Here is a 22,835-nt window from a genome sequence, read left to right on the forward strand (position 1 = left end):
ACGAACAACTCGCGCTGGAACAACCGCGCTGAAACGTGGCGGCTTCCCTACCGTGGAAACCGATACGGTTCAAGCCCCTTTTGTCACAACGGAGAAGGTGGCGCGCCAGGCGGGACTCGAACCCACGACCCTCGGCTTAGAAGGCCGATGCTCTATCCAGCTGAGCTACTGGCACGCAATCCACTCCGTTACCGCGGTACTGCTGTATCGGGGCGAGAGGATTTGAACCTCCGACCCCCTGCGCCCAAGGCAGGTGCGCTACCAGGCTGCGCTACGCCCCGATGAAGCTCAACATTGTTGAACCATCCGGAACGGACGCGCAAGGCAAACGTTCCTGACGCCTGCTCACCCTCCAACAGGCTGCCCGCCCACCATCGCCCTCAGATGGGGCAGCATCTTCTGGAAGGCGACACCCCGGTGCGAGATGGCCGCCTTCTCCTCGGACGTCAGCTCCGCCATCGTCTTGCCGCCCGGCAGGAGGAAGACCGGATCGTAGCCAAAGCCGTGGGAGCCCCGGGGCTCGTGGCCGATGCGGCCCTCGCAGCGGCCCACCTCGATGATGGCGGGGCCCCCGCCCGGCCGCACCAGGCAGAGCGCGCACGCGAAGGCGGCGGTGCGCTTGTCGTCCGGCACGCCCGACAGCTCGGCGAGCAGCTTCTGGTAGCGCGCCTTGTCGTCCCCCTCTGCATAACGCGCGGAGTGCACGCCAGGACGGCCTCCCAGTGCGTCCACGCACAACCCCGAGTCATCCGCCAGGGCGGGCAGGCCGCTCGCCGCGGCGTAGGCGCGGGCCTTGAGCTCAGCGTTCTCCTCGAAGGTGGCGCCGGACTCCTCGGGCTCGGGGATGGGCGGCAGGTCCTCGAGGGAGACCACCTCCACGGCGTCCCCCACGAGTCCACGCAGCTCGCGCAGCTTGCCCTTGTTGCCGGTGGCGAAGAGCAGGCGGGGCTTCATGCGCCGAGCACCTTCTGCTGGGCCTCGGTGAGCTGGCGGATGGCGGCCAGTCCCGCGTCCAGCATGGCGTCCATCGTCTTGCGGTCGAAGAGCTGGTGCTCGGCGGTGCCCTGCACCTCGACGATGCGGCCGTCGCCGGTGGCCACCAGGTTCAGGTCCACGTCGGCGGTGGAGTCCTCGTCGTAGTCGAGGTCCACCCGCACCTCGCCCTTCACCACGCCCACGGACACCGCGGCGATGGGAGTGAGCTTGGGCATGCGCGTCATCACCCCGGCCTTGTGCAGCTTGCGCATGGCGAGCACCAGGGCCACGTAGGCGCCGGTGATGGAGGCGGTGCGGGTGCCGCCGTCGGCCTGGAGGACGTCGCAGTCCAGGGTGAAGGTGCGCACGCCCAGGCCCGGCAGGTCCACCGCGGCGCGCATGGAGCGGCCGATGAGCCGTTGAATCTCCAGCGTGCGCCCGGTCTGCTTGCCCTTGGCGGCCTCACGCTGCGTGCGGGTATGCGTGGAGCGCGGCAGCATGCCGTACTCGGCCGTCACCCAGCCGGAGCCCTTGCCCATCAGGTGGGGCGGCACCTTCTCCTCCACCGAGCAGGTGACGAGCACGCGGGTATCGCCGAACTCCACCTGGGTCGAGCCCTCGGCGTGACGGGTGATGGCAGGGGTAAGGGTAACGGGGCGCATGTCCAGCGCCCCACGGTTGAAGGACCGCATGGGGAGGCTCCTCGGTAAGGGAAACGGGCGCCTCTCTAGCAGACGCGCCGCCCCGCTGTCCGTCGCGAGTGCGCTCCTCTGTCAGGGAGTCGCGGGAGCCGCCACCTTCGCGGGCTTGGGCGAATCGCGCCGGCGCACCTCGGCCAGGAAGACCCTCACGCCCTCGGCGATGGCGGTGGCGAGCCGCTCCTGGTACTCGGCGCGGGCCAGCTTGCTCCCCTCCTCCGGGTGCGAGATGTAGCCAATCTCCACGAGGACGGCGGGGGCCTCGACGCCGTTGAGCACGTAGAAGGGCGCCTGCAGCACCCCCCGGTCCGAGCCCCCCGTGGCCGCGATGAGCTTCTGATGGATGGCGTACGCCAGGCGCGAGGAGTCCTGGTGCGCCTCGGTACGCGCCAGGTCGTGGAGGATGAAGGCCAGCGTGGAGTCTCCCCGCGCTCCCCGCGCCGCTGGGGCCTCGGCATTCTCACGGTCCGCGGCCGCCCGCGCCGTGGCGTTGGAGGCGCTGGCCGAAAGGAAGTACGTCTCGATGCCCTGGACGCGCGCGCGGGTGCGCCGGGTGGGCATCGCGTTGCAGTGGATGGAGACGAAGAGGTCCGGCCGCTGCTTGTTGGAGAACTCCACCCGCTCGGACAGGGGCAGCGACTGGTCCTCTTCCCGCGTCATCAGCACCTGCGCCCCGAGCTCCTCCTCCAGGTGATCCCTCAGCCGCTTCGCCACCTGCAGCGACACGTCCTTCTCGAGCAGGCCCGTGGGGCTCGTGGCTCCCCCCTTGTCTCCACCATGGCCTGGATCCACCACGATGCGCGCGGGGCGCTCGGCCGCGGGGGAGGACGAGGGCAGGCACAGCAGGACGAGCACGCCGACGAGGGGGGGGAGGCGGAGTGTCATGGCCGGAGCGGATCGTAGAGGCGCGCCGGGTGGAGCGCCAGCGGCCGGCCGTACGTCCTTCAACCGACGACTTCGACGCCGGGGCGGCCCTCGCCCACCTCACCGATGAGGGCCACGCCCACGCCGGCCTTCTCCAGCGCGCGGAACGCCTTGGGCACGTCCTTCGCGGGCACCGAGGCCAGCAGGCCTCCGTTCGTCTGCGCGTCGGCGAGCACCCACTGGATGTCCTCGGGCAGACCCTTGGGGAAGCGCACCTTCTTGCCCACGTGGGCGAGGTTGGACTTCGTCCCGCCCGGCACCACGCCCTGCTGCGCCAGCGCCGGCACTTCCGAGAGGATGGGGATGCGCTCCAGGTCCAGGAAGGCCCTGGCCTTCGCCCCCGTCATCATCTCCAGCAGATGCCCCAGCAGGCCGTAGCCCGTCACGTCCGTGAGGGCGTTCACCTTGAACTTCCCCGAGGCGAACACCTCTCCCGGCTTCTTGTTCAGCTCCGACATCAGCGCCACCACGCGCTTCGTCAGTTCCTTGGACGCCACGCCGCGCTTGATGGCCGTGGTCGCGATGCCCGAGCCCAGGGGCTTCGTCAGCAGCAGCACGTCGCCCGGCTTCGCCCCGGCGTTCGTCAGCACCTTCTTCGGGTGCACCTGACCCGTCACCGCCAGCCCGTACTTCGGCTCGGGGTCCTGCACCGAGTGCCCGCCCAGGATGGGGATGCCCGCCTCGTCCGCCTTCGCCTGGCCGCCCGCGAGAATCCGCGACAGCTCCTCCATGGGCCGATCCTTCGGGAAGCCCACCAGGTTGAGCGCGAACAGGGGTTTGGCCCCCATGGCGTAGATGTCCGACAGTGCGTTCGCCGCGGCGATGGCCCCGAACTGGTACGGGTCGTCCACCACCGGCGGGAAGAAGTCCACCGTGCTCACCAGCGCCAGTCCCGGCGCCACTCGATACACAGCTGCGTCATCGTTGGTGTTGAAGCCCACCAGCGCCCTCGTATCCTTCGAAGTCTTCAGTTGGCGCAGGACCTGCGCCAGATCCGCGGCGCGGATTTTCGCCGCTCAACCCGCGCAATGCGCCAGCTCGGTGAGCCGGCGCGGCTTCTGCTCCTCGGACACGATGAACCCCGTCAGCTGGCGCGCACGTAGTCGCGCTTGATGAGCTGCAACACCGCCTCGGCCGCCTGCACGTCGTCCTGCTCCGAGTGGTCCAGCACCCCACCCAGCGAGCCGTAGTTGTGCACCTGCTGCAGCACGTCCAGCAGCTCCGGCGTCAGCTCGCGCAGCTTCGCCGTCATCGGCATCGCCAGCGACAGCTGCGTGGCCATGGACGGCAGATCCTTCTGGATGCGCTTGTACTCGTCCAACTGCCTCAGCGCGTCCATCAGGAGCGCTTCGGTGGACGAGTCCAGCTCCACCATGAACTCCTGGGGGTCGGCCGGCTGCAGCTCGAAGTCACCCTGCTCCCAGGTGATGATGCGGTTGAAGCTCTTCTGCGGACCCAGGTTGTGGTTGTCGTCGATGACCGCGTAGTACACGCGGCCCTGGCGCAGGTAGATCTTCGCCTCGTGGTCGTTGCTGACCACCAGCACGCCGTTCTTCTTCGACGTGTGGAAGAGCTGCAACAGGTCCGGCAGCGGAATCTCCTCGATCTTCCCCGTCATGGACGAGGCCTTCGTCGAGGTCCGCGCCGCCTGCACCGCCACCTCTTCCAGGCGCTGCTTGGCCACCACCTCGTCGACCTCGCCCACCCCCACGCCCTGCAGGATGAGCTTCAGGATGGAGGTGCCGATGAGGATGCGGTCCCCCTCCTTGAGCGTCGCCTGCTTGACCTTCTCGCCGTTGACGAACGTGCCGTTCGTCGAACCGAGATCCTCGATGGAGATCTGCCCGGTCCCGTTGACCATGATGCGCGCGTGCTTGCGCGACACCATGTCCTCGACGAGCACCATGTCCAGCTCGCTCGAACGGCCGATGACGATCTGCTTCTCCGCCTTCAGCGGGAACTCACCGCCCTGGTACTTGCCGGAGATGAACTTGAGCGCGTACGTCTTCGCCGGCGATCCGCTCGGAGTGCTCACGGTGCTACGACCTCGATGATGAGTGTGGCCACGGCCTTCAGCCTCCCGCCCACTGCCCTGTCCGTCCCACCCGGCTGAGCCCTGCTGCGATGGCGCCTAGCCTACATGAGACTGGACGAAAACAAGAATTCCTCTTCGTGACGAATGAGCGAGAACCGGCGCTGGCCCCGCTCATCCACGGGCCGGGAAGGCGTCTGTCCCTCCAAGCGCCAGGCCTCGGTGGCCACCGCGTCGTCCCGCTCCAGCCGCAGCAACCACGTCTCCGCCCGGTAGCGGCGCCGCTGGAGCTCCATCACCCGCTCCAACTCCGCCTCCCCTCCCCCCGTGGACGACTCCAGTCCCGGCGCGAGCAGGGCCTCCAGGGCCTCGCGGTCTCCCGTCTCCAGCGCCCGGCGCCGGGACTCCAGCGCCCGGACCACCGCCGCCAGCCGGGGCGCGGCCAGACTCTCCGGCACCCACTCCCCTCCGCGGCGGACGAAGGGCACCCGCTCCACACCCAGGGAGCTGATGGCCGTGCGGCCCAGCAGGCCGTCGAAGTCCAGGGTCGCCCAGGCCACGGCCCGCTCCCCTCCGGGCTCCACGTTGACGGTGATGCGCGCGAAGTAGTGCTTCTGGGACCGGAGCGGCTCCCCCACTCCGGGCACGGTCAGCGACAGCCCGTCCCGCTCGGTGCTCTTCAGGGCGGTGATGATGTCCGCCTCGGGCCCGGCGGCCACGCCCAGGAGCCGGGGGACCAGGAGCACCGCCACGGCCGCGAGGGCCAGCACGGTGATGACCACCCCACCCAGCCGGCTCCAGTCCTCGGCGCTCCTCACGAGCCCATCATCTTCCGCGCCCGCTCGGCGGCGGGCGTCCCGGGAAGGCGCTCGATGATCCGCTGCAGCGTCTGCTTCGCCTGCTCAGCGTCGTTGAGCTTCACATAGGCCTCATGCAGGTCGAAGAGGGCTTCCTCCTCGACGGAGGTGCCCGGGTAGTTCTTCAACAGCCCCTCCAGCCGCTGCGCCACGGCCTTCCAGCGCTCGCGCCTGGCATAGAAGGAAGCCACGTACAGCTCGTGCTCGGCCAGCCGCCGGCGCGTGTCCTCGATGTTCTGCTTCGCCTCGGCGACGTACTGCGAGTTGGGGTACTGGCGCACGAAGTCGTTCAGGGAGACCAGCGCCGCCCGGATCTCCGTCTGATCCTTCTCCGTCGAGGGAGGCAGGAGGAAGAAGTCCGAGGGGATGTCCGCGTAGTGCGAGAGGGCCGAGCGGTACGCGGCGTAGTCCACCTTGGGGTGCGTGGGGTGGAGCTTGATGAAGGACTGGTACTTCTCGCGCGCCTCCGGGTACGTCTCCTGGGCGTAGGCGAGGTCCGCCAGCTTCAGCTCCGCCTCGTTGGCCACCTCGAGGTAGGGGTACTTGGTCCGGACGTGCTCGTAATACCGCTCGGCCTGGAGGAAGTCCTTCCGCTCCACGGCCTCGTCGCCCAATTGGATGTTGGCGGCGGCATCCGAGGAGAAGTCCGGATCCCCGGACTGGCCGGTGGAGAGGGCCGCGCAGCCGGCGGCGGTACACAGGAAGGCAGACAGGCAGGCAGCTCGAAGGAGACGCATGGGTAGGTAAGCAAGCTAATCGTCCGGACCCGAAGGTTCCAGCGCCGCGTCACCGAGTACCCGCTGGATGACGTCCTCGGAGAAACCCCGGCTGAACAGGAGACGGCCGGCCCGGGCATGTTCCTTGGGTCCCAGCTTCCGGCCGGACAGGCCCCGCTGAGCCAGCACCTGGCGCGCCGTGGCCTCCGCGTCGAACTCCACCGAGCCACGGGCCTCGGCCACCGCCTCGCTCGCCGCCTCGCGGCTCAGCCCGTGGGCCTGGAGCCGCTGCTCCACGGCCTGGGGGCCATATTTCCCCCGCTGGAGCAGCACCGCCGCCCGGTCCCGGGCGAAGCGCTCGTCATCCAGGTAACCCCACCCCGCCACCTGCTCCAACGCCGCTTCGCGCACCGGCTCGGAGAAGCCCTTGCGCTCGAGCGCCGTCAGCAATTCGTGCCGGCTGCGGGCCCGCACGGCCAACAGTCGCAGGCACGCGTCCGTCGCACGTTTGACGTCCTCGGGGGTGAAGTCCATCGCCTGCTCTCTAGCATGTGGTAACAGGCGCGGCATGCACCCCCTCATCGCCCGCTACCTCAGCCCCGAAGCCGCCCGTGAGACGCTCGAGAAGGAGAAGAACGGAGAGCCGCTCGGGCCCGAGGAGCGGCTCTTCGCCCAGACCGCCTCCGCCCACCCCGACAAGCGCAACGAGTTGATGGGCGGCAAGGGCAAGCGCAACCTGTCCTCGGACGCCGAGGCGGCCGTCGTCTTCCTGGCCGCCTACGCCGCCACGCACGCCATCGCCGAGGACCCCGCGCTCAAGGACGCCACCCAGAAGGCCCGGGAGTCCCTCAAGTCCGAGGGCGCCACCGACGACGAGACGGATGCCTTCATCGCCGCCATCCTCCTGGAAGAGGCCTTCGGCTACGAGGAGGAGGTGGAGACGTTCGACAGCTCGTTCGTCCAGGAGGCGCTCGGCGAGGTGCCATCCCTGGCGGCCCTGACTCGCGAGCAGGTGGATGCCCTCGTCCTCGGCTTCGAGAAGGGGGCGAAGGACGAGACGGAGCGCAACGTGCGCGCGCACATCTCGCGGGCCCTGGTGAACATCGCCTGGGGCGAGGGCCCCACCCCCATCAACCCCGAGCACATGGAGGCGCTCTACGAGAACGAGATCGCCGACAAGCCCGAGGCCGAGATGGAGGCCGGGCTGCGCGCCACCGTGGACTTCCTCCAGTTGCTGGCGAAGGAGGGGCTCATCGGCACCCAGCGGCTCACCCGGCTGCGGGCGCAGATTGGAGATGAGGAGGCGTAGAGTTTCCCCTCTCCCGGAGGGAGAGGGGGTGTGACGCAAGCCCCACGCGGATTCCCTAGAAGCGCTCGATCTGGAAGTCGTCGTCGGCCGCGGGCGCCTTCGGAGCCGCGGGAGCGGACGCCGGAGCCGCGGGACGGGCACCCACCGCCGGTACCCCAGGCCGGGACGCGGCGGAGGGAACAGCGGGCACTCCCGGACGAGGCACGGAGGCAGCCGCCGAACGGGGCGCCGCGGCCCCAGGAGCCGCCACACGCGGGGCCGGCGTCGCGGCCGGCGCGGGCTGCTGGTTCTGCCCGAAGCTGGCCGAGCCCGGCACCGGCTTGGAGCCACCCCCATCGAAGTTGTCCCACTTCGAGTCCGAGGTGGCGCTGATGCCGGAGAAGCGCAGCGCGAAGTCGTCCGGATTCGTGGCCTGCCGGTGGGCCTCCTCGTAGGTGACGAGCCCCTGCTTCACCAGTGACATCAGCGACTGGTCGAAGGTCTGCATCCCATACGTGTCGAAGCCCTGCGAGATGGCATCCGGAATCTCCTTCGTCCGGTCCTTGTCCTCGATGAGCTCCTTCACGCGGGCGGTGCAGCGCAGCACCTCCACCGCGGCCACGCGGCCCTTGCCGTCCGCGCGCGGAATCAGACGCTGGCTCACCACCGCCTTGAGCACGCTCGCGAGCTGGATACGCACCTGCTTCTGCTGGTACGGCGGGAAGGCCGAGACGATGCGGTTGACCGTCTCCGTGGCGTCCAGCGTGTGCAGCGTGGACATCACCAGGTGGCCCGTCTCCGCCGCCGCGAGCGCCGTCTCGATGGTCTCGTGGTCACGCATTTCGCCCACCAGGATGACGTCCGGATCCTGCCGCAGCGCGCTCTTGAGCGCCTGGGCGAACGACATCGTGTCCACGCCCACCTCGCGCTGGTTCACGATGGAGCGCTTGTCGCGGATGAGGAACTCGATCGGATCCTCGATCGTCATGATGTGGTTCGTCTCGGTGGCGTTGATGTGATCGATCATCGCCGCGAGCGTGGTGGACTTACCCGAGCCCGTGGTGCCGGTGACGAGGATGAGGCCGCGCTCGTCCAGGCAGATCTTCTCCAGGATGGGCGGGAGCATCAGCTCCTTGATGGCCATCACCTTGGTGGGGATGACGCGCATCACCGCGCCGATGGTGCCGCGCTGCTGGAAGACGTTGACGCGGAAGCGGCCGAGCCCGGGGACGCCGTAGGCCAGGTCCACCTCGTTGCTCTGCTTGAACTTCTCCTTCTGGAACTCGTTCATGATGCCGAAGACCATGCGCGCCACCTCCTCGGGAGGCAGCCGCTTGCCGTCCTTCAGCGGGACGAGTGAGCCGTCGACACGGAACATGGGCGGCAGACCCGCCTTGAGGTGGATGTCGGAGGCGCCGCCGCGGAGCGCAATCTGGAGGATCTCGTTGAGTTCCATGGATGCGCCGATGGTAGCACGCCCAACGGAACCGACGAGGGGGCCCTGGACAACACGCGCTCGCCTGCCCTGGCCCGCAAAGCACAACGGCGGAGGCTCCCGAAGGAACCCCCGCCGTGCGTGTACTCCAGCGATACCGCGTGAGAACGGATTAGCGCTTGGAGAACTGGAACCGGCGACGCGCGCCCGGCTGGCCGTACTTCTTGCGCTCCACCGCGCGGGCATCACGCGTGAGGAACCCGGCCTTCTTCAGCGCGGGACGGAACTCGGGGTTGTAGTTGCACAGCGCACGGGACAGACCGTGGCGGATGGCGCCGGCCTGGCCGCTCAGACCGCCGCCGCGCACGTTGACCTCAATGTCGATCTTGCCCTTCTGCTCCAGCACGTCCAGCGGCTGGTTGAGGATCATCTTCGACGTCTCGCGGCCGAAGTACACGTTGATGTCGCGGCCGTTGATGATCACAACACCGGTGCCCGGGCGGATCCACACGCGCGCGGTGGCCTCCTTGCGGCGGCCGGTGCCATAGAAACCCTTCTCGGTGGCGGTAGCCATGTCGTCTCTTCTCTAAATAGGGTGCGGAAAGTGGGGAAGGAAGGACAGCGCTTACGCCTCGACCTCGCGCGTCGCGGGCTTCTGCGCGGCGTGCGGGTGGGTGTCACCGGCGTACACCTTGAGCTTCGTCATCATCTGACGGCCCAGGGCGTTGCGCGGCAGCATGCGGCGCACGGCGTTGAGGATGATGTCCTCGGGGTGCCGGGCGCGCAGCTTGGCCAGGTTGGTGCTCTTCAGGGCACCCGGGAAACCGGCGCGGGGGTGCCGGTAGTACATCTTGTCCTGCTCCTTCGTACCCGTCACCTTCACCTTGTCGGCGTTGATGACGATGACGTGGTCACCCGTGTCGATGGACGGGGTGTACGTGGGCTTGTGCTTGCCCTTGAGCAGCGTGGCGATCTGGCTCGCCGCGCGGCCCAGCACCTTGCCGTTCACGTCGATGATGTGCCACTCGCGCTTGATATCCGCCGGCTTCGCGCTGTAGGTCCTCTGCGACATTGTTTGAACTCCAAAAGCATGGTTGGCGCCTGAAGCGCCTGTAGCCGTAGCAACCACGGGTCCAGCCCGTAAACTTCCAAGCCGTCCCGGAAAGGCCGACCGTCTTAGAGGGGGGCGGGGGGCAAGTCAAGGTCGCACTGCGTTCACCGTACCCCACCCGTGGTTCCGGTCGCGGCGGGCCCCCCGGTTGTCGGGGCCCCTACGGCCGGTTTGCTCCCGGGGGCCACTCCCCCACTCGTCCCCGGCGCCTTGAAGCGCTCCTTCAGGCTGGCGAAGAAGTTCTTCTCCTGCTCACCAGGAGGGCCCTTGCGCGGTGCGTCAATATCCATCACCTCCACCAACTCCGGGGGGATGTCCTCCAGGAAGCGCGAGGGGGTGCGCGGCACCTCCTTGCCCCGCTTCACCCGCATGGCGGAGCGCGTCAGGTAGAGGAGCTCCTTGGCCCGGGTAATGCCCACGTAGCAGAGGCGGCGCTCCTCCTCGAGGTTCTGCGCCTCGCCCTGCATGCCCTTGTGGGGCATCAGCTCCTCCTCCATGCCGATGAAGAAGACCACCCGGTACTCCAGGCCCTTGGAGGCATGGAGGGTCATCAGGGTGACGGCCTTGTGGCCCCCGGGCACCTCCTCCTCCTCTTCCTGGCGGGTGTCGAGGCTGAGCCGGTTGAGGTAGGTGAGCAGGCTGGCCTTCGGGCCCTCGCGCTTCTCGAAGGCCTCCAGGGAGTTGATGACCTGGTCGATGGACTTGAGCTTCCGGTCCGCGCTGGCCTGCGAGCTGATGAGCGACTTCGCGTCGTCCTTGTAGCCGATCTCCTCCAGCAGCTTGCGCGTCACCTCGGCCAGCTTGCCGGTCTCGTAGCTCTGCCGGTAGCGCTCCACGAGCTGGAGGAAGTCCTTCACCTTCTCGGCGGCGCCCTTGGGCAGGTCCTCGTAGCCCTCGGCGCGCTCCATGGCACCCCAGAGTGTCACGCTGTCACGCCGGGCGTGCGCCACCAGCCGCTCCATGGTGACGTCGCCAATGCCCCGCGCCGGCACGTTGATGATGCGCAGGAGCGCCGTCTCGTCCCGCGGGTTGGCGATCAGCTTGAAGTAGGCGATGACATCCTTCACCTCGCGCCGGTCGAAGAACTCGCTGCCCGATACCACCTCGTAGCGGATGTTCTTCTCGCGCAGCATCTCCTCGATGGGACGCGACTGGCCGTTGACCCGGTAGAGGATGGCGATCTCATCCGCCGGAATCCCCCCGGCCACCAGCCGGGAGATCTCCGTGGCCACGTACCGGGCCTCCTCCTCCTCGGTGGGAGCCGTCACCACCTTGATGCGCTCGCCCCCCTTGCGCTCGGACCACATCTTCTTGGCCTTGCGCTCGGGATTCTTGGCGATCACCGCGTTGGCCGCGTCCAGCACCACCTGCGTGGAGCGGTAGTTCTGCTCCAGCCGCACCTCCTTGGCCTCGGCGAAGTACTTGTCGAAGCTCAGGATGTTGCGCACCTCGGCGCCGCGCCAGCTGTAGATGCACTGGTCGTCGTCCCCCACCACGCACACGTTGCGCGTCTCGCCGCTGGCCAGCAGCGTCAACAGATCGATCTGCGCCTGGTTGGTGTCCTGGAACTCGTCCACCAGGAGGTAGCGGAAGCGCTGGGTGTACTTGTGCCGCAGGTCCTCGTGCTCGCGCAGCAGCCGCGAGGGGAGGATCAGCAGATCATCGAAGTCCACCGAGCCCTGCGCCTTGAGCGCGAGCTGGTAGGCCTCGTAGACCATGTGGGCGATGAGATCATAATCGTCCCCCATCCCCTCCCCGAGCGGCTCGGGTGTCTTGCCGGCGTTCTTCGCCTTGGAGATGAGGGTGAGCACCTTGCGCGGATCGAAGGTGCGGTCATCGATGCGCCGCTCGCGCATGGCCCGCTTGATGATGGCCGCCTGGTCGCCCTGGTCGGCGATGGTGAACTTCTTGGGCCAACCCAGCCGGTAGATGTCCTCACGGAGCATCTCCGCGCCGAAGGCATGGAAGGTGCACACCAGCACGTTCTGGGCCCGGGGGCCCGCCATGTGCACCAGCCGCTCCTTCATCTCCGTGGCGGCCTTGTTGGTGAACGTGACGGCCAGGATGTTGCGGGCCAGCAGTCCACCCGGCCGTTTGTCCAGCAGGTGGACGATGCGGTTGGTGATGACGCGAGTCTTGCCGCTGCCAGCGCCCGCCAACACCAGGAGGGGGCCCTCGGTGGTGAGCACGGCTTCGCGCTGAGGGGGGTTGAGCTTCGAGAGGTCCATTGCGCGCGGCCCGGGGATACCCTTTGATTCCCCTGTGCGCGACTATTCTTTTCTCCAGCGGCTCTTTCTCCTCGCGCTCGTCGCGGGCACGGCCTGCACCGATGGTGGAAAAAAGACACCGGGAGACGCGGACAGCACGGCCGCGAACACCCCGGCGGACTTCCCCTGCGCGCATTTCGAGGATCTGCGGACATTCCTCCCGGAAGATCTGGCCGGCCTGCAGCGCGCCCAGGAGGGGGGCTCCACCGGCCGGTATGGCGAGGTGTCCATCAGCGAGGTGGAACGCAGCTTCACCCACGGTGAGGATCGGGAAGTGAAGGTGCGCATCGTGGACACCTCCGGGGGCCTGGGCAAGAAGCTGGGGCAGACCATCCGCGCCGCGGCGGACGAGGGCCGGGACCGGGCCACGAATGATCCCACCGCCCCCATCTTCTGGAAGGACAAGGAGGCGGTGGGCTTCGTACGCTACGACGCGTCCACCACACTGGCGGAGGCCAGCCTGCTGGTGGGCAACCGGTACGTGGTGGCGGTGAGCAGCCGGGGATACCCGGGCACGGTGGAGGTGCGCCGGGTGGCAAAGGATATCGACCTCGAAGGGCTGGCGCGGCTGCACCAGACCCCGGCGGAACGGACCGCCAATAGAAAGGAGCTTCCGTGGTGAAGGACAGAGGGTCGCGGGCGAACGTACCGGAGGTGCTCGAGCAGGAGGCCCAGGCGCGCCAGCAGGTGGCGGGCATGGGCAAGCGCGAGTTCCTCGAGCAGTACCAGCGGCTCGCCAAGCAGTACACGGCGGACCCGGGCAACCCCGGCTCCTATGCGTGCGAGGGCTGTGAGCGGTGCGCCAACTGCATGTTCTGCAAGGACTGCGACAGCTGCTACCAGTGCACCCACTGCACCCGCTGCGAGCTGTGCAACAACTGCTCGCACTGCGTGGACTGCAAGCAGTGCCACAACTGCGCCTACTGCGTGCAGAGCGAGAACTGCACCAGCAGCGCCTACCTCGTGCTCTGCCGCAACATGTCCGACAGCAACTACTGCTTCGGCAGCGTGGGCCTCTCCAAGAAGGACTTCCACATCCTCAACGTCCCCTTCCCCCGCACCGAGTACTTCAAGCAGGTGAAGCGGCTGCGCGCGGAGATGGGCATCTGAACCGGGGCCCCTCCGGGCACTACAGCAGGACGCGGACGAAGAAGGCCTTGAGGTACTCGGTCTCCGGCAGGCCACCCAGTACCGGGTGATCCAGGCCCGCCCCCCGGCGCTCGAGGATCTGGACCGGCCGCTTCGCGTCCGCGGCGGCCGAGAGCACCATCTCCTCGAAGGCCTCGCGCGTCAGCTTGCCGGAGCACGAGCACGTGACGAGCAGGCCCTCGGGGCGCAGGCACTTGAGGGCGCGCAGGTTGAGCTCGTGGTAGGCGCGCAGCGCGGTGGCCAGGCCCTCGCGCCGTTTGGCCAGCCCCGGCGGGTCCACCACCACCGTGTCGAAGCGGCGGCCGGACTCGGAGAAGCGGCGCAGCACGTCGAAGGCGTTGGCGTTCTCCACCGTGACGTTGGTGCGCCCGTTGCGCGCGGCGTTCGCCCGCGCCCGCTCGGAGGCCTTCGGGTCCTGCTCCACCGCCAGCACCGAGTCGCACGTGCGGCTGAGCGCCAGCGCGAAGCCTCCGTGGTAGCTGAACAGGTCCAACCCCTCGCCGCGGGCCAGCTCGCCCGCACGCACGTGGTTGTCCACCTGGTCCAGGAAGGCGCCCGTCTTCATGTCCCCCAGCAGGTCCACCTCGAAGAGGTTCTCCCCCTCGTGGTAGCTGAAGCGCGCCTCGCCCTGCCCGTGCAGCAGCTTCACCTCGCGCGTCAGGCCCTCGAAGTCACGCCCCGAGGCGTCGTCGCGGCACACCACGTGCGTGGCCCCGGTGAGTTCCGCCAGCGCGCGCGCCACCCACTCCTTGCGCACGTCCATGCCCTCGGAGAGCGTCTGCAGCGCCAGACCCGCGCCATAGCGGTCCACGAAGAGGCCGGGCAGCAGGTCCGCCTCGCCGTGCACCAGGCGCACGCCGTCCCTCTGGCGCAGCGGCGCGCGCCTCGCGAGCGACAGCTCCAGCCGGTGGCGCAGGAAGGCCTCGTCCACCTTCTCCTCGGCGGGACCCTTGCGCGTGAGCAGCCGCAGCGCCAGCGGCGAGCGCTGCGCGTAGAAGGCCTGGCCCACGGGGTTGCCCTGCGGGTCCACCACCGACACCACGGCGCCGCGCTCCTGCGTCTGGGGCGGCTCCAACAACTCGGTGCGGTACAGCCAGGGGTGGCCCTTGCGCAGGGCCTTGGCCCCCTTGAGGCTCACGCGGGCGGTAGGGGGGGTTGGGCGAGCCATGTCTCGTGTCACTCCAGGCCGCGAGCGGCCAGTTCCTGATCGTCCTCGCCCCGAAGGTGCCCCACTTCGTGGAGCAGCGTTACCTTTATCTGCTCCCTCAGCTCCTCCCGGGTGCGCACCGCCCGGGCCAGGTTGAGCCGGTAGAGGGCCACCGAGCGGCACGGCGTCTCCGTGCCATCACAGGGCTCGCCCAGCGGCGGGCCCCGGAAGAGGCCGAGAATCGCGGGCGACAGGGGCGGCTCCCCGGAGAGCAGATCCTCCTCCGCGGGCAGCTCCTCGGCGCGCACCGGCACCCCGGTCAGGTCCTTCCGCATGTCCTCGGGGAGCGCCGCCACCGCGCGGGCCACCTCCTCGCGGAACTCGGCTTCCGTGGGCGTGGGCGGCACGGGGAAGTCCTCCGGCGAGGCGTGCCGCGCCTTGTCGAAGTGCTCCCGCGCCTCCTTCCACTTGCCCTCGCGCTCCAGAAGCATCCCGAGGTGGTAGTGCGCGTGCGCCCCGCGCTGCGGATCATTCCGCAGGGTGCCGAAGGCGGCCCGGGCCTCGGCGAAGCGGCACAGCTCGAAGAGGGCCAGGGCCTTCTCGTAGGCGGCCTCGCGGTTGTCCGGCTCGCGCGCCAGGACGAGCTGGGCGCGCTGGAGCGCCTCGGCGGCCTGCCCCAGGTCATTGAGCGCCATGGCGGCCACCAGCGCGAAGCGGGGCAGCAATTCCGGCGCCGCATCGGACTGGGACAGCCCGCGCTCGGCGTAGAGGGCCCCCAGCTCGTCGTACTCGCGGCTGGAGGGCAGCTGCACGGCGTAGAGGTGCGCCGCGCCGAGCAGCGCGTCCGGCTGGCCCGGATCAATCGCCAGGGCCCGGGCATAGGCCACCTGCGCCTCGGCCGTGCGCTGGAGGGCGGCCAGCGCCTCGCCCCGCGCCGAGTGGGCGGCGGCCGAGTCCGGCTCCAGGGCGGAGGCCTGGGCCGCGCAGGAGAGCGCCTCCGGGTACCTGCCGGTGTCGAGGTAGTCCAACGCCGCGCTGAGCGGGCTGGCGCCCTTCGCCCGGCATGGGGGAAGCGGCTCGGGCACGGGCGCCGCCGTGGGCACGGGCGCCGGCGCCGAGGCAACCGGGGCGGTGCCCGCGTCGGAAACGGCCGGAGGGGACGTGGGAGACGTCCACTGGCAGGAACCGAGGAAGAGAAGGCAGAGGGCGAACGGACCGCGCCGGGACATGGGGGGCCGAAGGCTACGGCATCGCCCGCGGCACGGGAAGATACCAGCAGCCCGCCCGCCCGGCCGCCATGACCGCCCCCCTGAAAACGGCGGGGCCCGCCATCGCCTCGCGGCGAGGACGGGCCCCGGTGGACAGCTCAGCCCTGGATCAAATCCCCGAGGGCAGGCAGGCCTGCTTGCCTCCACCGTTCGGGCCCGGCTGCAGGTGGCGGCACTCGTGCAGACCCCGCGAGACGGGCAGCTCGTAGATGGACTGCAGCACGTCCGTGCTGGCGGACACCTGCGTCTGGTTGGCCTTCTCCCTGTTGGGCCCGGGCTCCAGGAACACGGTGGAGTACTTCACCTGGCCCGTCTTCGAGATCTGGATGGACGTGGACACATCGGGCGGGGGCGCGATCACCGAACGCTCCTGGTAGCGAGCGAAGGTGGTGTTGTTGGAGAAGCCCACCGCGCAGTTGGGCGCACCCGTGATGAAGTCCGCCTGGAAGAGACGCGCCCGGCTGGCGTACGAGCCGGAGCACGCCAGGGACTCGCCCGGCTGCGGCTGGACGGCTTCCGAGTACATGGAGTTCCACATCGTGCAGCTCGCCAGCACCGCCGAGCCGCTGGCCGTCTTGTGATGCGGACCGTCGTACTCGTAGAACCAGCCCCGGCTGTCCGGAGCGGCCAACGGCCTGCTCGCGACGCAGCTCGTGCTCCCGCTGGCGCACGTGCAGGAGCCGTCGGCCCTGCAGACGACATCCGTCACGTTGCGCAGGTCATCGTTGGAGTCCGACAGCCGCCGGTTGTCGTACTTGTCCGCCATGTTGGCCGAGCTCGAGTTCGGGTCCTCGGTGAAGACACGATCCTGGGCACCACCGTAGGCCCAGATGCCGAAGAAGCGGTTCTTGCCAACGGCGGTGCTCGTGGCCGACGGCTGCTTGACGTCCAGATCGCCCATGTTCTTCGTGTCGATCGTGGCCGAGGCGGGCACGCGGCAGTCGAAGACATCCGACGAGTACTGGCCGCACTCCACGCTGGTGGAAGCGAACGCGTAGGTGGACGTGCCGCCATCCTTCCGGGTGCAGGTCTGGGCCTCGCGCTTGTCGAACGCGGCCTTGATGAAGGACTTGCTGGTCGTCGGACCGCAGTAGTCGAACGAGGCCGGAGTGTCGGTCCACTGAGTGGACGCCGCCTTGGCGTAGGTGCCCTTGCCCCACTCGCTGTTCATCGTCTGGGCGTCGGACGTCCCACGCGTCACCTTGTAGTTGGTCAACGTCTGAGCGCACCCGAGCTTGGAGCACGCCTGGGGGTTGTCGTAGCGGCAGATACCGACACCTTCATCCAGGATGGAGTAGCGGTTGCCCGTCCCCACGAAGGCGCGCAGGGCCCGGGAGTCCTGCTGGTACGCCAGCGAGCTCAGGTAGAAGAAGGGCGAGCGCTTGTCGACCCGCTCCGCGGTGGCCGAGGACACATCCTGCCGGTCCATCGCGAAGGCGCGCCCGGCGCTCCAGTTGGTCACCAGACCCGAGCTGTCGATGATGCCCGGCTCGTGGAAGCGCGCCGTCCAGAGCTGGCCTCCCAGGTCACCCACCACCGCGGTGTCGAAGAAGCCATCCAGCGCCGGCTCGGTGCTGGGGCCGTAGTCCGCCATGGCCACGGGAGCCACGAAGCCGTACTTCAGGAACTCACGCGTCTTGTCCGCTCCGCTCGAGGCCTTGCCCGGCGACGCGAACTCCCACTTCCACAGCAGGTTGTCGCGACGGGAGTCCACCTTGCCGTTCCACACGTCCACCATGTAGATGCCGCGGCCCTTCTCGCCACCCGGAGACCAGCCACCGGACAGCATGGTCACCCAGCGCTCGGAGAAGTCCTTGGGAGGCAACCCCTCCGCCTGGGGCATGGGACTCGCCGACCTGAACCGGACGGGACCGATCGGGGGCGACTTGGGGCTGAGGCTGAAGAGCGTCTTGCCGAAACGCAGCGCCTCGTCCGTGCACGGCTGCGGGAACATCCAGCGGAAGCCAGGAGCCAGCGCGGCCGGCTTGTCGGCCTCATCCCAGCGCAGTTCCAGGGCGAAGTAGTGCGTGCCACCGCGGCCCTCGGCCACCACGGCCACCGTGTGGTACTCGTCCTCGTCCTTCCAGCCGTTGTTGTTGTCGTCCGACCAGATGTCGCGGACCATGATGTCGCCATCCACGTAGTAGGCGTGGCCCTGCAGCATGTCCTGCAGCCGCGGCAGCAGATCCGACGGGATGAAGGCCCACACTTCCTTGCCGCCGCCCTGATCACCGGCGACCGGGTTGTAGTGGATGTTGCACGCCTGATCCACCGAGCCCTTGCTGTCGCTGAAGGCGTGCAGCATGCCGTCGTTGGCACCCACGAGGATCAGCCGCTCGCGCATGCGATTCTTGTGGTGGTAGCCGTCGTAGGCATCACCCTGATTCATCGCCGCGCCCGGCTTGCAGGTCGCGGGGATGGGGTCCTTGGACGGCTTCAACGGCGTGGCCTGCCCGCCCAGCTGCTCCGCGCTGGAGTAGAGCGTGCGCACGCACTGGGTGCTGACGCCCAGGTCGCACAGGAACTTGTCCACCGGCGGGCTCACCACCACGGGCGCCGAGTGGAAGATGTCGCCCAGCGCGGACGGCCGCATGTTGGAGCGGGAACCATCGCCATCCTCGTCGAAGAGATCCTGACCGCGCACGTACTGGATGACCAGCGCCGCGCACAGCTTGTCGTAGTCGGTCTGGGACGCCGGGTCCGCCACCACCACGCCCGAGCGCACCTTGTTCATCATCTCCGCGGCCTGCTTGGAGGTGAGCCCCATCTTGCTCAGGATGAAGCCCGGCTTGTAGCCGGCGCCCGTGCCGCTGGGGCACATGGGCGCCCCGCTCACGGCCAGGTACTGCTGCAGCTCAGCCAGCTTCTCGAGCTTGAACTCGACGATCTCGTCATCCTGGTTGATCAGCCCATCCTTGAGGCCACCCTTCAGCCGGCCGTTGTCCGTCACCGTATAGATGTTGCGGCCAAAGTCCGGCTTCTTGGCGCCCCCGGTCTCCGCGCCCTGCTCCCAGTCCTTCTTGAGCTCCTCGCCCGCCTCCCAGTAGTGCTGGGCCGCCTCGCCGAACTGGGTGACGGTCGCGGGGGTGCTGAAGGCCGTGATCTTGCGGAAGTCACCCTCCTGGGTCTCCGCGATGACATCCCCAATCCTGTCGATCAGGTAGACGTCGTCGTAGTCCTTGTCGCCATTCCGGTCCTCGTTCAGGACGAACTCGTTGAACTGCTCGTAGCGGAAGAGCTTGCCCGCCCACCCCTTGTTGCTGGCGGGGATCATGCGGGGGATGATCGCCAGCTGCGACGAGTTCTGCGACTGCAGGCTGTTGACGGCCACCGAGGTGAAGGCGTTGCTGCGCGCGTTGATGTTGTCCAGGATCTTCAGCAGGGCCTGCTTGAGCTCGCTGGTGCTCCGGGCCGGGAAGAACTCGCCGCCACCCACCCGCGCCGTCTCCTGCAGCAGCTTGCTGGAGGTCACCGCCTCGGAGAAGCCGATGGTGTACGTGGCCACGCGCTGCATGCCGCCCTTGTCCTCGCGCATGTCGTTGTCCCAGAAGTACTTGGCCACCTTGTGCAGGTTGCCCCTGCAATCCGTGCAGTTGGAGGTCTGCCGGGTGATGGCGTTGGGGAGGGAGACGTAATTGCCTTCGCTGGTGGGATCACCGTCCGTCAGCAGGATGACGGCGTTGAACCCGCACTCGTAGCAGATGGCATCGCCGCGGTTGTACGCAGCGGAACCGACGCTCGCCGGCTTGGGGTGACCGGAGCCAAAATACTTGGAGAAGGGCGTGGTGCCGCTGCTCCTGCTCTGGAAGTAATAGCCCGCCGCGTAGAGCGTGTCCGAGAGCGGAGTACCGATACGGCCCCACGACAGCCGCTTCGTCGTGCTCCCATTGTTGGTGAGGTTCTTGAGGAAGGTGTCACGGTCGGCCTTCATCGCGTCGGCGTCCAGCGGGTAGGAGCACGAGGGGCTCATCTCCTGGAGCATGCAGAGGCTGTTGACGCCCGACGAAGACTTCCAGCACCCCTCCGACCCCACGGTCTCGAACGACATCACCGAGAAGCGCGCCTCGGGCAACGCGTGGACGACATCCGCCAGCACCTTCACGGCACCCGAGTCACGCGGCGCGTAGAAGTTGAGGAAGTTGCCCTTCACCCGGCGCGTCGAGCCATCGACGTAATAACCCTTGGTGTCCAGGCACGTCTGGCAGAGCGTGCGGTCCACCGTCTTGGTGGAGACACCCTTGCACGCATCCGTCACGTTCGACCACGCATCGACCTGGTCGTCATTCTCCGGGGGGCTCTGGAAGGTACGGCCATACCCGTCCGTGGGCGCGTTGTAATACTTGTTGGTCGCGAACCACTCGTTGGACTGGGTGGACATGCTCGTCCACAAGCGCGGGTACACCTCGTCCTTGTCGTAGCCCAGCTCCTCGAAGAAGGAGTGCGAGCAGCCCTTGACCGTGGGCCAGGTCGTCGGCCACGCGTACATGGAGCTGGAGGTGTCGATGATGAAGAGGATGTTGGGTGAGCCGCTCGGGCTGGAGAAGAACTTCTCGTCTCCGCTGAACTGCGTCGGATTCATCAACGAATCCAGCCGCGAGGTCGTCGGCAGACAGCAGGCGGCCTGATCGATGGCGGCCGCCGTGTCCGCCCGGAGCACCACCAGCACCGAGGCAACAAGGTACAACGTCAGCTTACGAATCATGGCGCCTTCCCTCACAGGCCATAACGGAAGAGGAACTCCACCTCGGACTGACGGCCCTTGGCCGCCGGATTGCCCGAGGACTCCTCGCACTTGACCACCACCCGGTAGTACTGCCCACCCAGGATGGTGGAGCGGGGAGCGTTATTGGCCAGTTCTACCGCCTGGCCAGCGGCCGCTCCCATCGTCACCGCATCCACGGTCGTCACCGTGGCGATTGCTTCCGAGTCATAGTGTCCGGTCATCAGCCGCGAGCGCGCATCCGGATCCGGATCATCGATGAGCTTCGTATCGAGGATCTCCAGCGTACCGGTGGCCTGGAACAACGACAGGCGGGAGAGCAGGTGGCGGCGCGCCGCCTCCGCGCAGACGTTGACGCGATCCCCGCGCAGCTTCTCCGCCGTCGCCTCACGGTTGCGATTGGTGAACTGGATGGCCCCTCCCACCAGCACCATCAACACGGAGATGGCGATGACGGTGAGCAGCAGGGCGTTGCCTCGGGGGGCCCGGGTTCTGGGATGAATCATGATGGGTCAGCCTCCCCATGAGATGTCGGTGGGCTCGTCACCGACCTCGGGAATGAAAGCGGAGCGGGACAGCATGTTGGGCACACGCACCGTCAGGGTCATGTTGGTCCGGTAGTAGCCGTCCGCATCCACGGCTTCGTTGGAGTCTTCCAGATTCTCGCGCTCGAAGGCACGGCGCCCGTTGGATTCGGGGCGCGTCGAGCGCACGCTGATGCTCAGGCGCACGGCCCGGATGTTCGCGGGGTGCTGGTTGTAGCGCGTCGCATCGTCGTAGGCCGTGCCATACACGGGCGCCGGGGTGACGTCCGGGTTGGGGAAACGCTCCGAGTCGTCGCTGCCCACGTCTCCCAGCACCCAGTTGGAGGGATCCGAGCTGGCATCCACCGGGGACAGGACCGGGGCGTGGACGCTGTTGGGCAACGGGCGGTTCATCACGTAGGCCACCTGGAAGGACTCCACATCCGCGGCCAGGGGCACGGCATTGGCCGGGTTCAGCGTGTCCAGGCGATCGAAGGCCATCAGGAACGGACGGCCATCCAGGTCCATGATGCGGATGCGCAGCTCATGCAGGAGCATGATGTAGGGCGCATCCGTCCCCGTCCAAGCCAGACACCCGGCATCCGCGCCCACGGAGGACAAGCGGGCGTCCACCACGAAGTTCTTCGAACCGATGGCGTCGGACTGCAAGCCTCCCGCGTTCACCGTCAGGACCATGTAGTCACGCCCGCCCCGGCACGACACGAGGAAGCGCTGGCTCTCGGGGAAGTCCACGCCGAACGTATCCCCGCCCTGCAGCTGCAGCCCATCGGCGGCGGTGTAGAAGCCCCGGCGCAACCACGAGGGATCCCGGTAGCGGAAGGCCAGGTCATCCGTCACGGACTGGGGAACGCCGGGCCCGAAAGCGAGGACCTGATTGGCCTTGGGGGCCAGGGCGGCGTCGAAATCGAAGGCGAAGCGGGGATCCACTCCATAGCCGGCCATCCGCAGCCGCTGCTCGATGAAGGTCGCCGCCGTGCGCGCCCCCTCCACGGCCACCTTGACGCGCGACTCGGCCTGATAGGAGCCCTGCACCGCCAACACGGAGAAGGCCACGGCGAAGAGGATGATGCTGGTGGTGGCGGCACCAACCAGGAGCTCGACGAGGGTGAAGCCGCGCGGCGCGTGGGATTGGGGGGATTTCGAACGCGTCATGAAGACCACTCAGATTTCGATGTTGGTCCCGTTACCGAACGGGCTCGCGTCGTAGAACCCGACGAACTGCCGCAGGAAGCGCCGGCGCCCCAGCTCGTTCCAGGACACGACGATCGCCACCTCGTCGATCGTCACATTGACGACCGGATCCAACCGCGACACCCGCACCAGGACCCGGCGGAAGCGATCCCTGTCCGTCTTCGTGTAGCCAGGCAGCAGCCTGTCGGCCTCATCCGCGGTCTCCTCGAAGGCGTCCAGATCCATGATGCAGCGCACCGCCCACGGCTCCGCGCCGGGATCCAGACTCTCCAGCCCGCCGGCCAGTTCCTGCACGCTCGCGCTCGCATCACAGACCGAGCCCGTGAGCATGCCCTCGACCACCCGATGCCGGCCGAGCGTGTCCAACGCCACGCGCACCTGGGAGCCGATGCCCGCGGCGCGGCTGGCCTGGTTGGCCATGGAGTTCTGCTCGCTGGCCACCAGCACGCCCTGGAACACGCCCAGCAAACCAATGAGCAACACGACGGAAGCCACCATCCCTTCGATGAGTG

Annotated in this window: 21 protein-coding genes and 2 tRNA genes; 3 read left to right on the forward strand and 20 right to left on the reverse strand. The window is 68.1% G+C overall.

What is annotated here, in order from left to right:
• Positions 1 to 98 precede the first annotated feature (98 nt).
• The 10 genes from BO221_RS30010 to BO221_RS30055 all read right to left on the reverse strand — a co-directional run bounded on the left by BO221_RS30010 (position 99) and on the right by BO221_RS30055 (position 6,736).
• Positions 99 to 175, reverse strand: a tRNA-Arg gene (locus tag BO221_RS30010).
• A gap of 32 nt (positions 176 to 207) precedes the next feature.
• Positions 208 to 281 (reverse strand) — tRNA-Pro (locus BO221_RS30015).
• Positions 282 to 345: 64 nt separating this feature from the next.
• Positions 346 to 954, reverse strand: coding sequence for an RdgB/HAM1 family non-canonical purine NTP pyrophosphatase (gene rdgB, locus BO221_RS30020; protein WP_073564192.1), 609 nt, complete (start codon positions 952 to 954; stop codon positions 346 to 348).
• Positions 951 to 1,667, reverse strand: a complete 717-nt coding sequence (gene rph, locus BO221_RS30025) for a ribonuclease PH (RefSeq protein WP_073564194.1) — start codon at positions 1,665 to 1,667, stop codon at positions 951 to 953. The genes rdgB and rph overlap by 4 nt, the downstream gene beginning before the upstream one ends.
• 81 nt (positions 1,668 to 1,748) lie before the next feature.
• The gene (locus BO221_RS30030; RefSeq protein WP_073564196.1) at positions 1,749 to 2,558 is read right to left on the reverse strand and encodes an N-acetylmuramoyl-L-alanine amidase; all 810 of its coding nucleotides are present in this window, start codon (positions 2,556 to 2,558) and stop codon (positions 1,749 to 1,751) included.
• 59 nt (positions 2,559 to 2,617) lie between these two features.
• Positions 2,618 to 3,670, reverse strand: a complete 1,053-nt coding sequence (gene selD, locus BO221_RS30035) for a selenide, water dikinase SelD (RefSeq protein WP_198956206.1) — start codon at positions 3,668 to 3,670, stop codon at positions 2,618 to 2,620.
• Positions 3,671 to 3,681: 11 nt separating this feature from the next.
• Complete coding sequence (locus BO221_RS30040) at positions 3,682 to 4,632, reverse strand: DUF4388 domain-containing protein (RefSeq protein WP_073564198.1); 951 nt, start codon at positions 4,630 to 4,632, stop codon at positions 3,682 to 3,684.
• Between the two features lie 101 nt (positions 4,633 to 4,733).
• Positions 4,734 to 5,447 carry a hypothetical protein gene (locus tag BO221_RS30045; RefSeq protein ID WP_073564200.1) on the reverse strand — a complete coding sequence of 238 codons (714 nt, stop codon included), beginning with the start codon at positions 5,445 to 5,447 and terminating at the stop codon, positions 4,734 to 4,736.
• Positions 5,444 to 6,223, reverse strand: coding sequence for an outer membrane protein assembly factor BamD (locus BO221_RS30050; protein ID WP_073564202.1), 780 nt, complete (start codon positions 6,221 to 6,223; stop codon positions 5,444 to 5,446). Before BO221_RS30050 ends, BO221_RS30045 begins: the two co-directional genes overlap by 4 nt.
• Before the next feature lie 15 nt (positions 6,224 to 6,238).
• Positions 6,239 to 6,736, reverse strand: a complete 498-nt coding sequence (locus BO221_RS30055; RefSeq protein WP_043405420.1) for a regulatory protein RecX — start codon at positions 6,734 to 6,736, stop codon at positions 6,239 to 6,241.
• 34 nt (positions 6,737 to 6,770) lie between these two features.
• Between BO221_RS30055 and BO221_RS30060 the strand changes: the two genes are divergently transcribed.
• Entirely contained in the window at positions 6,771 to 7,511 is a 741-nt protein-coding gene (locus BO221_RS30060; protein WP_073564204.1) for a hypothetical protein, read from the forward strand.
• A gap of 55 nt (positions 7,512 to 7,566) precedes the next feature.
• On the opposite strand, the gene BO221_RS30065 is transcribed toward BO221_RS30060, so the two are convergent.
• The 4 genes from BO221_RS30065 to BO221_RS30080 all read right to left on the reverse strand — a co-directional run bounded on the left by BO221_RS30065 (position 7,567) and on the right by BO221_RS30080 (position 12,264).
• On the reverse strand, positions 7,567 to 8,946 hold the full coding sequence (locus tag BO221_RS30065; protein WP_073564206.1) for a type IV pilus twitching motility protein PilT: 1,380 nt from the start codon (positions 8,944 to 8,946) through the stop codon (positions 7,567 to 7,569).
• A 151-nt stretch (positions 8,947 to 9,097) separates the two neighbouring features.
• Positions 9,098 to 9,499 (reverse strand): 30S ribosomal protein S9, encoded by a 402-nt coding sequence (gene rpsI, locus BO221_RS30070; RefSeq protein WP_043405429.1) that lies wholly within the window; start codon positions 9,497 to 9,499, stop codon positions 9,098 to 9,100.
• A gap of 51 nt (positions 9,500 to 9,550) precedes the next feature.
• A complete protein-coding gene (gene rplM / locus BO221_RS30075) occupies positions 9,551 to 9,997 on the reverse strand; it encodes a 50S ribosomal protein L13 (protein ID WP_043405432.1) in 447 nt (148 codons plus the stop codon).
• A gap of 143 nt (positions 9,998 to 10,140) precedes the next feature.
• On the reverse strand, positions 10,141 to 12,264 hold the full coding sequence (locus tag BO221_RS30080) for an ATP-dependent helicase (RefSeq protein WP_073564208.1): 2,124 nt from the start codon (positions 12,262 to 12,264) through the stop codon (positions 10,141 to 10,143).
• 34 nt (positions 12,265 to 12,298) lie between these two features.
• Here BO221_RS30080 and BO221_RS30085 point away from each other — a divergent pair, with 34 nt between their 5' ends.
• Positions 12,299 to 12,925, forward strand: coding sequence for a hypothetical protein (locus BO221_RS30085; protein ID WP_198956207.1), 627 nt, complete (start codon positions 12,299 to 12,301; stop codon positions 12,923 to 12,925).
• Entirely contained in the window at positions 12,919 to 13,413 is a 495-nt protein-coding gene (locus BO221_RS30090; protein WP_198956208.1) for a caib/baif family protein, read from the forward strand. Before BO221_RS30085 ends, BO221_RS30090 begins: the two co-directional genes overlap by 7 nt.
• A gap of 19 nt (positions 13,414 to 13,432) precedes the next feature.
• Here the strand turns inward: BO221_RS30090 and BO221_RS30095 are convergent, their stop codons facing one another.
• The 6 genes from BO221_RS30095 to BO221_RS30120 form a co-directional block, all read right to left on the reverse strand.
• Entirely contained in the window at positions 13,433 to 14,620 is a 1,188-nt protein-coding gene (locus BO221_RS30095; protein ID WP_073564210.1) for a class I SAM-dependent rRNA methyltransferase, read from the reverse strand.
• Positions 14,621 to 14,628: 8 nt separating this feature from the next.
• The gene (locus tag BO221_RS30100; RefSeq protein WP_073564211.1) at positions 14,629 to 15,828 is read right to left on the reverse strand and encodes a metallopeptidase family protein; all 1,200 of its coding nucleotides are present in this window, start codon (positions 15,826 to 15,828) and stop codon (positions 14,629 to 14,631) included.
• Between the two features lie 148 nt (positions 15,829 to 15,976).
• The gene (locus tag BO221_RS30105; RefSeq protein WP_073564213.1) at positions 15,977 to 20,569 is read right to left on the reverse strand and encodes a PilC/PilY family type IV pilus protein; all 4,593 of its coding nucleotides are present in this window, start codon (positions 20,567 to 20,569) and stop codon (positions 15,977 to 15,979) included.
• Between the two features lie 11 nt (positions 20,570 to 20,580).
• Positions 20,581 to 21,093 (reverse strand): hypothetical protein, encoded by a 513-nt coding sequence (locus BO221_RS30110; protein WP_073564215.1) that lies wholly within the window; start codon positions 21,091 to 21,093, stop codon positions 20,581 to 20,583.
• Positions 21,094 to 21,099: 6 nt separating this feature from the next.
• The gene (locus BO221_RS30115) at positions 21,100 to 22,284 is read right to left on the reverse strand and encodes a PilW family protein (RefSeq protein WP_073564399.1); all 1,185 of its coding nucleotides are present in this window, start codon (positions 22,282 to 22,284) and stop codon (positions 21,100 to 21,102) included.
• A gap of 9 nt (positions 22,285 to 22,293) precedes the next feature.
• Positions 22,294 to 22,806: a prepilin cleavage protein gene (locus tag BO221_RS30120; protein WP_143195771.1), complete on the reverse strand. Its 513-nt coding sequence runs from the start codon at positions 22,804 to 22,806 to the stop codon at positions 22,294 to 22,296.
• Positions 22,807 to 22,835 lie beyond the last annotated feature (29 nt).

Origin of the sequence: Archangium sp. Cb G35, from assembly GCF_001896145.1 — a bacterium.
Lineage (GTDB): Bacteria > Myxococcota > Myxococcia > Myxococcales > Myxococcaceae > Archangium > Archangium violaceum.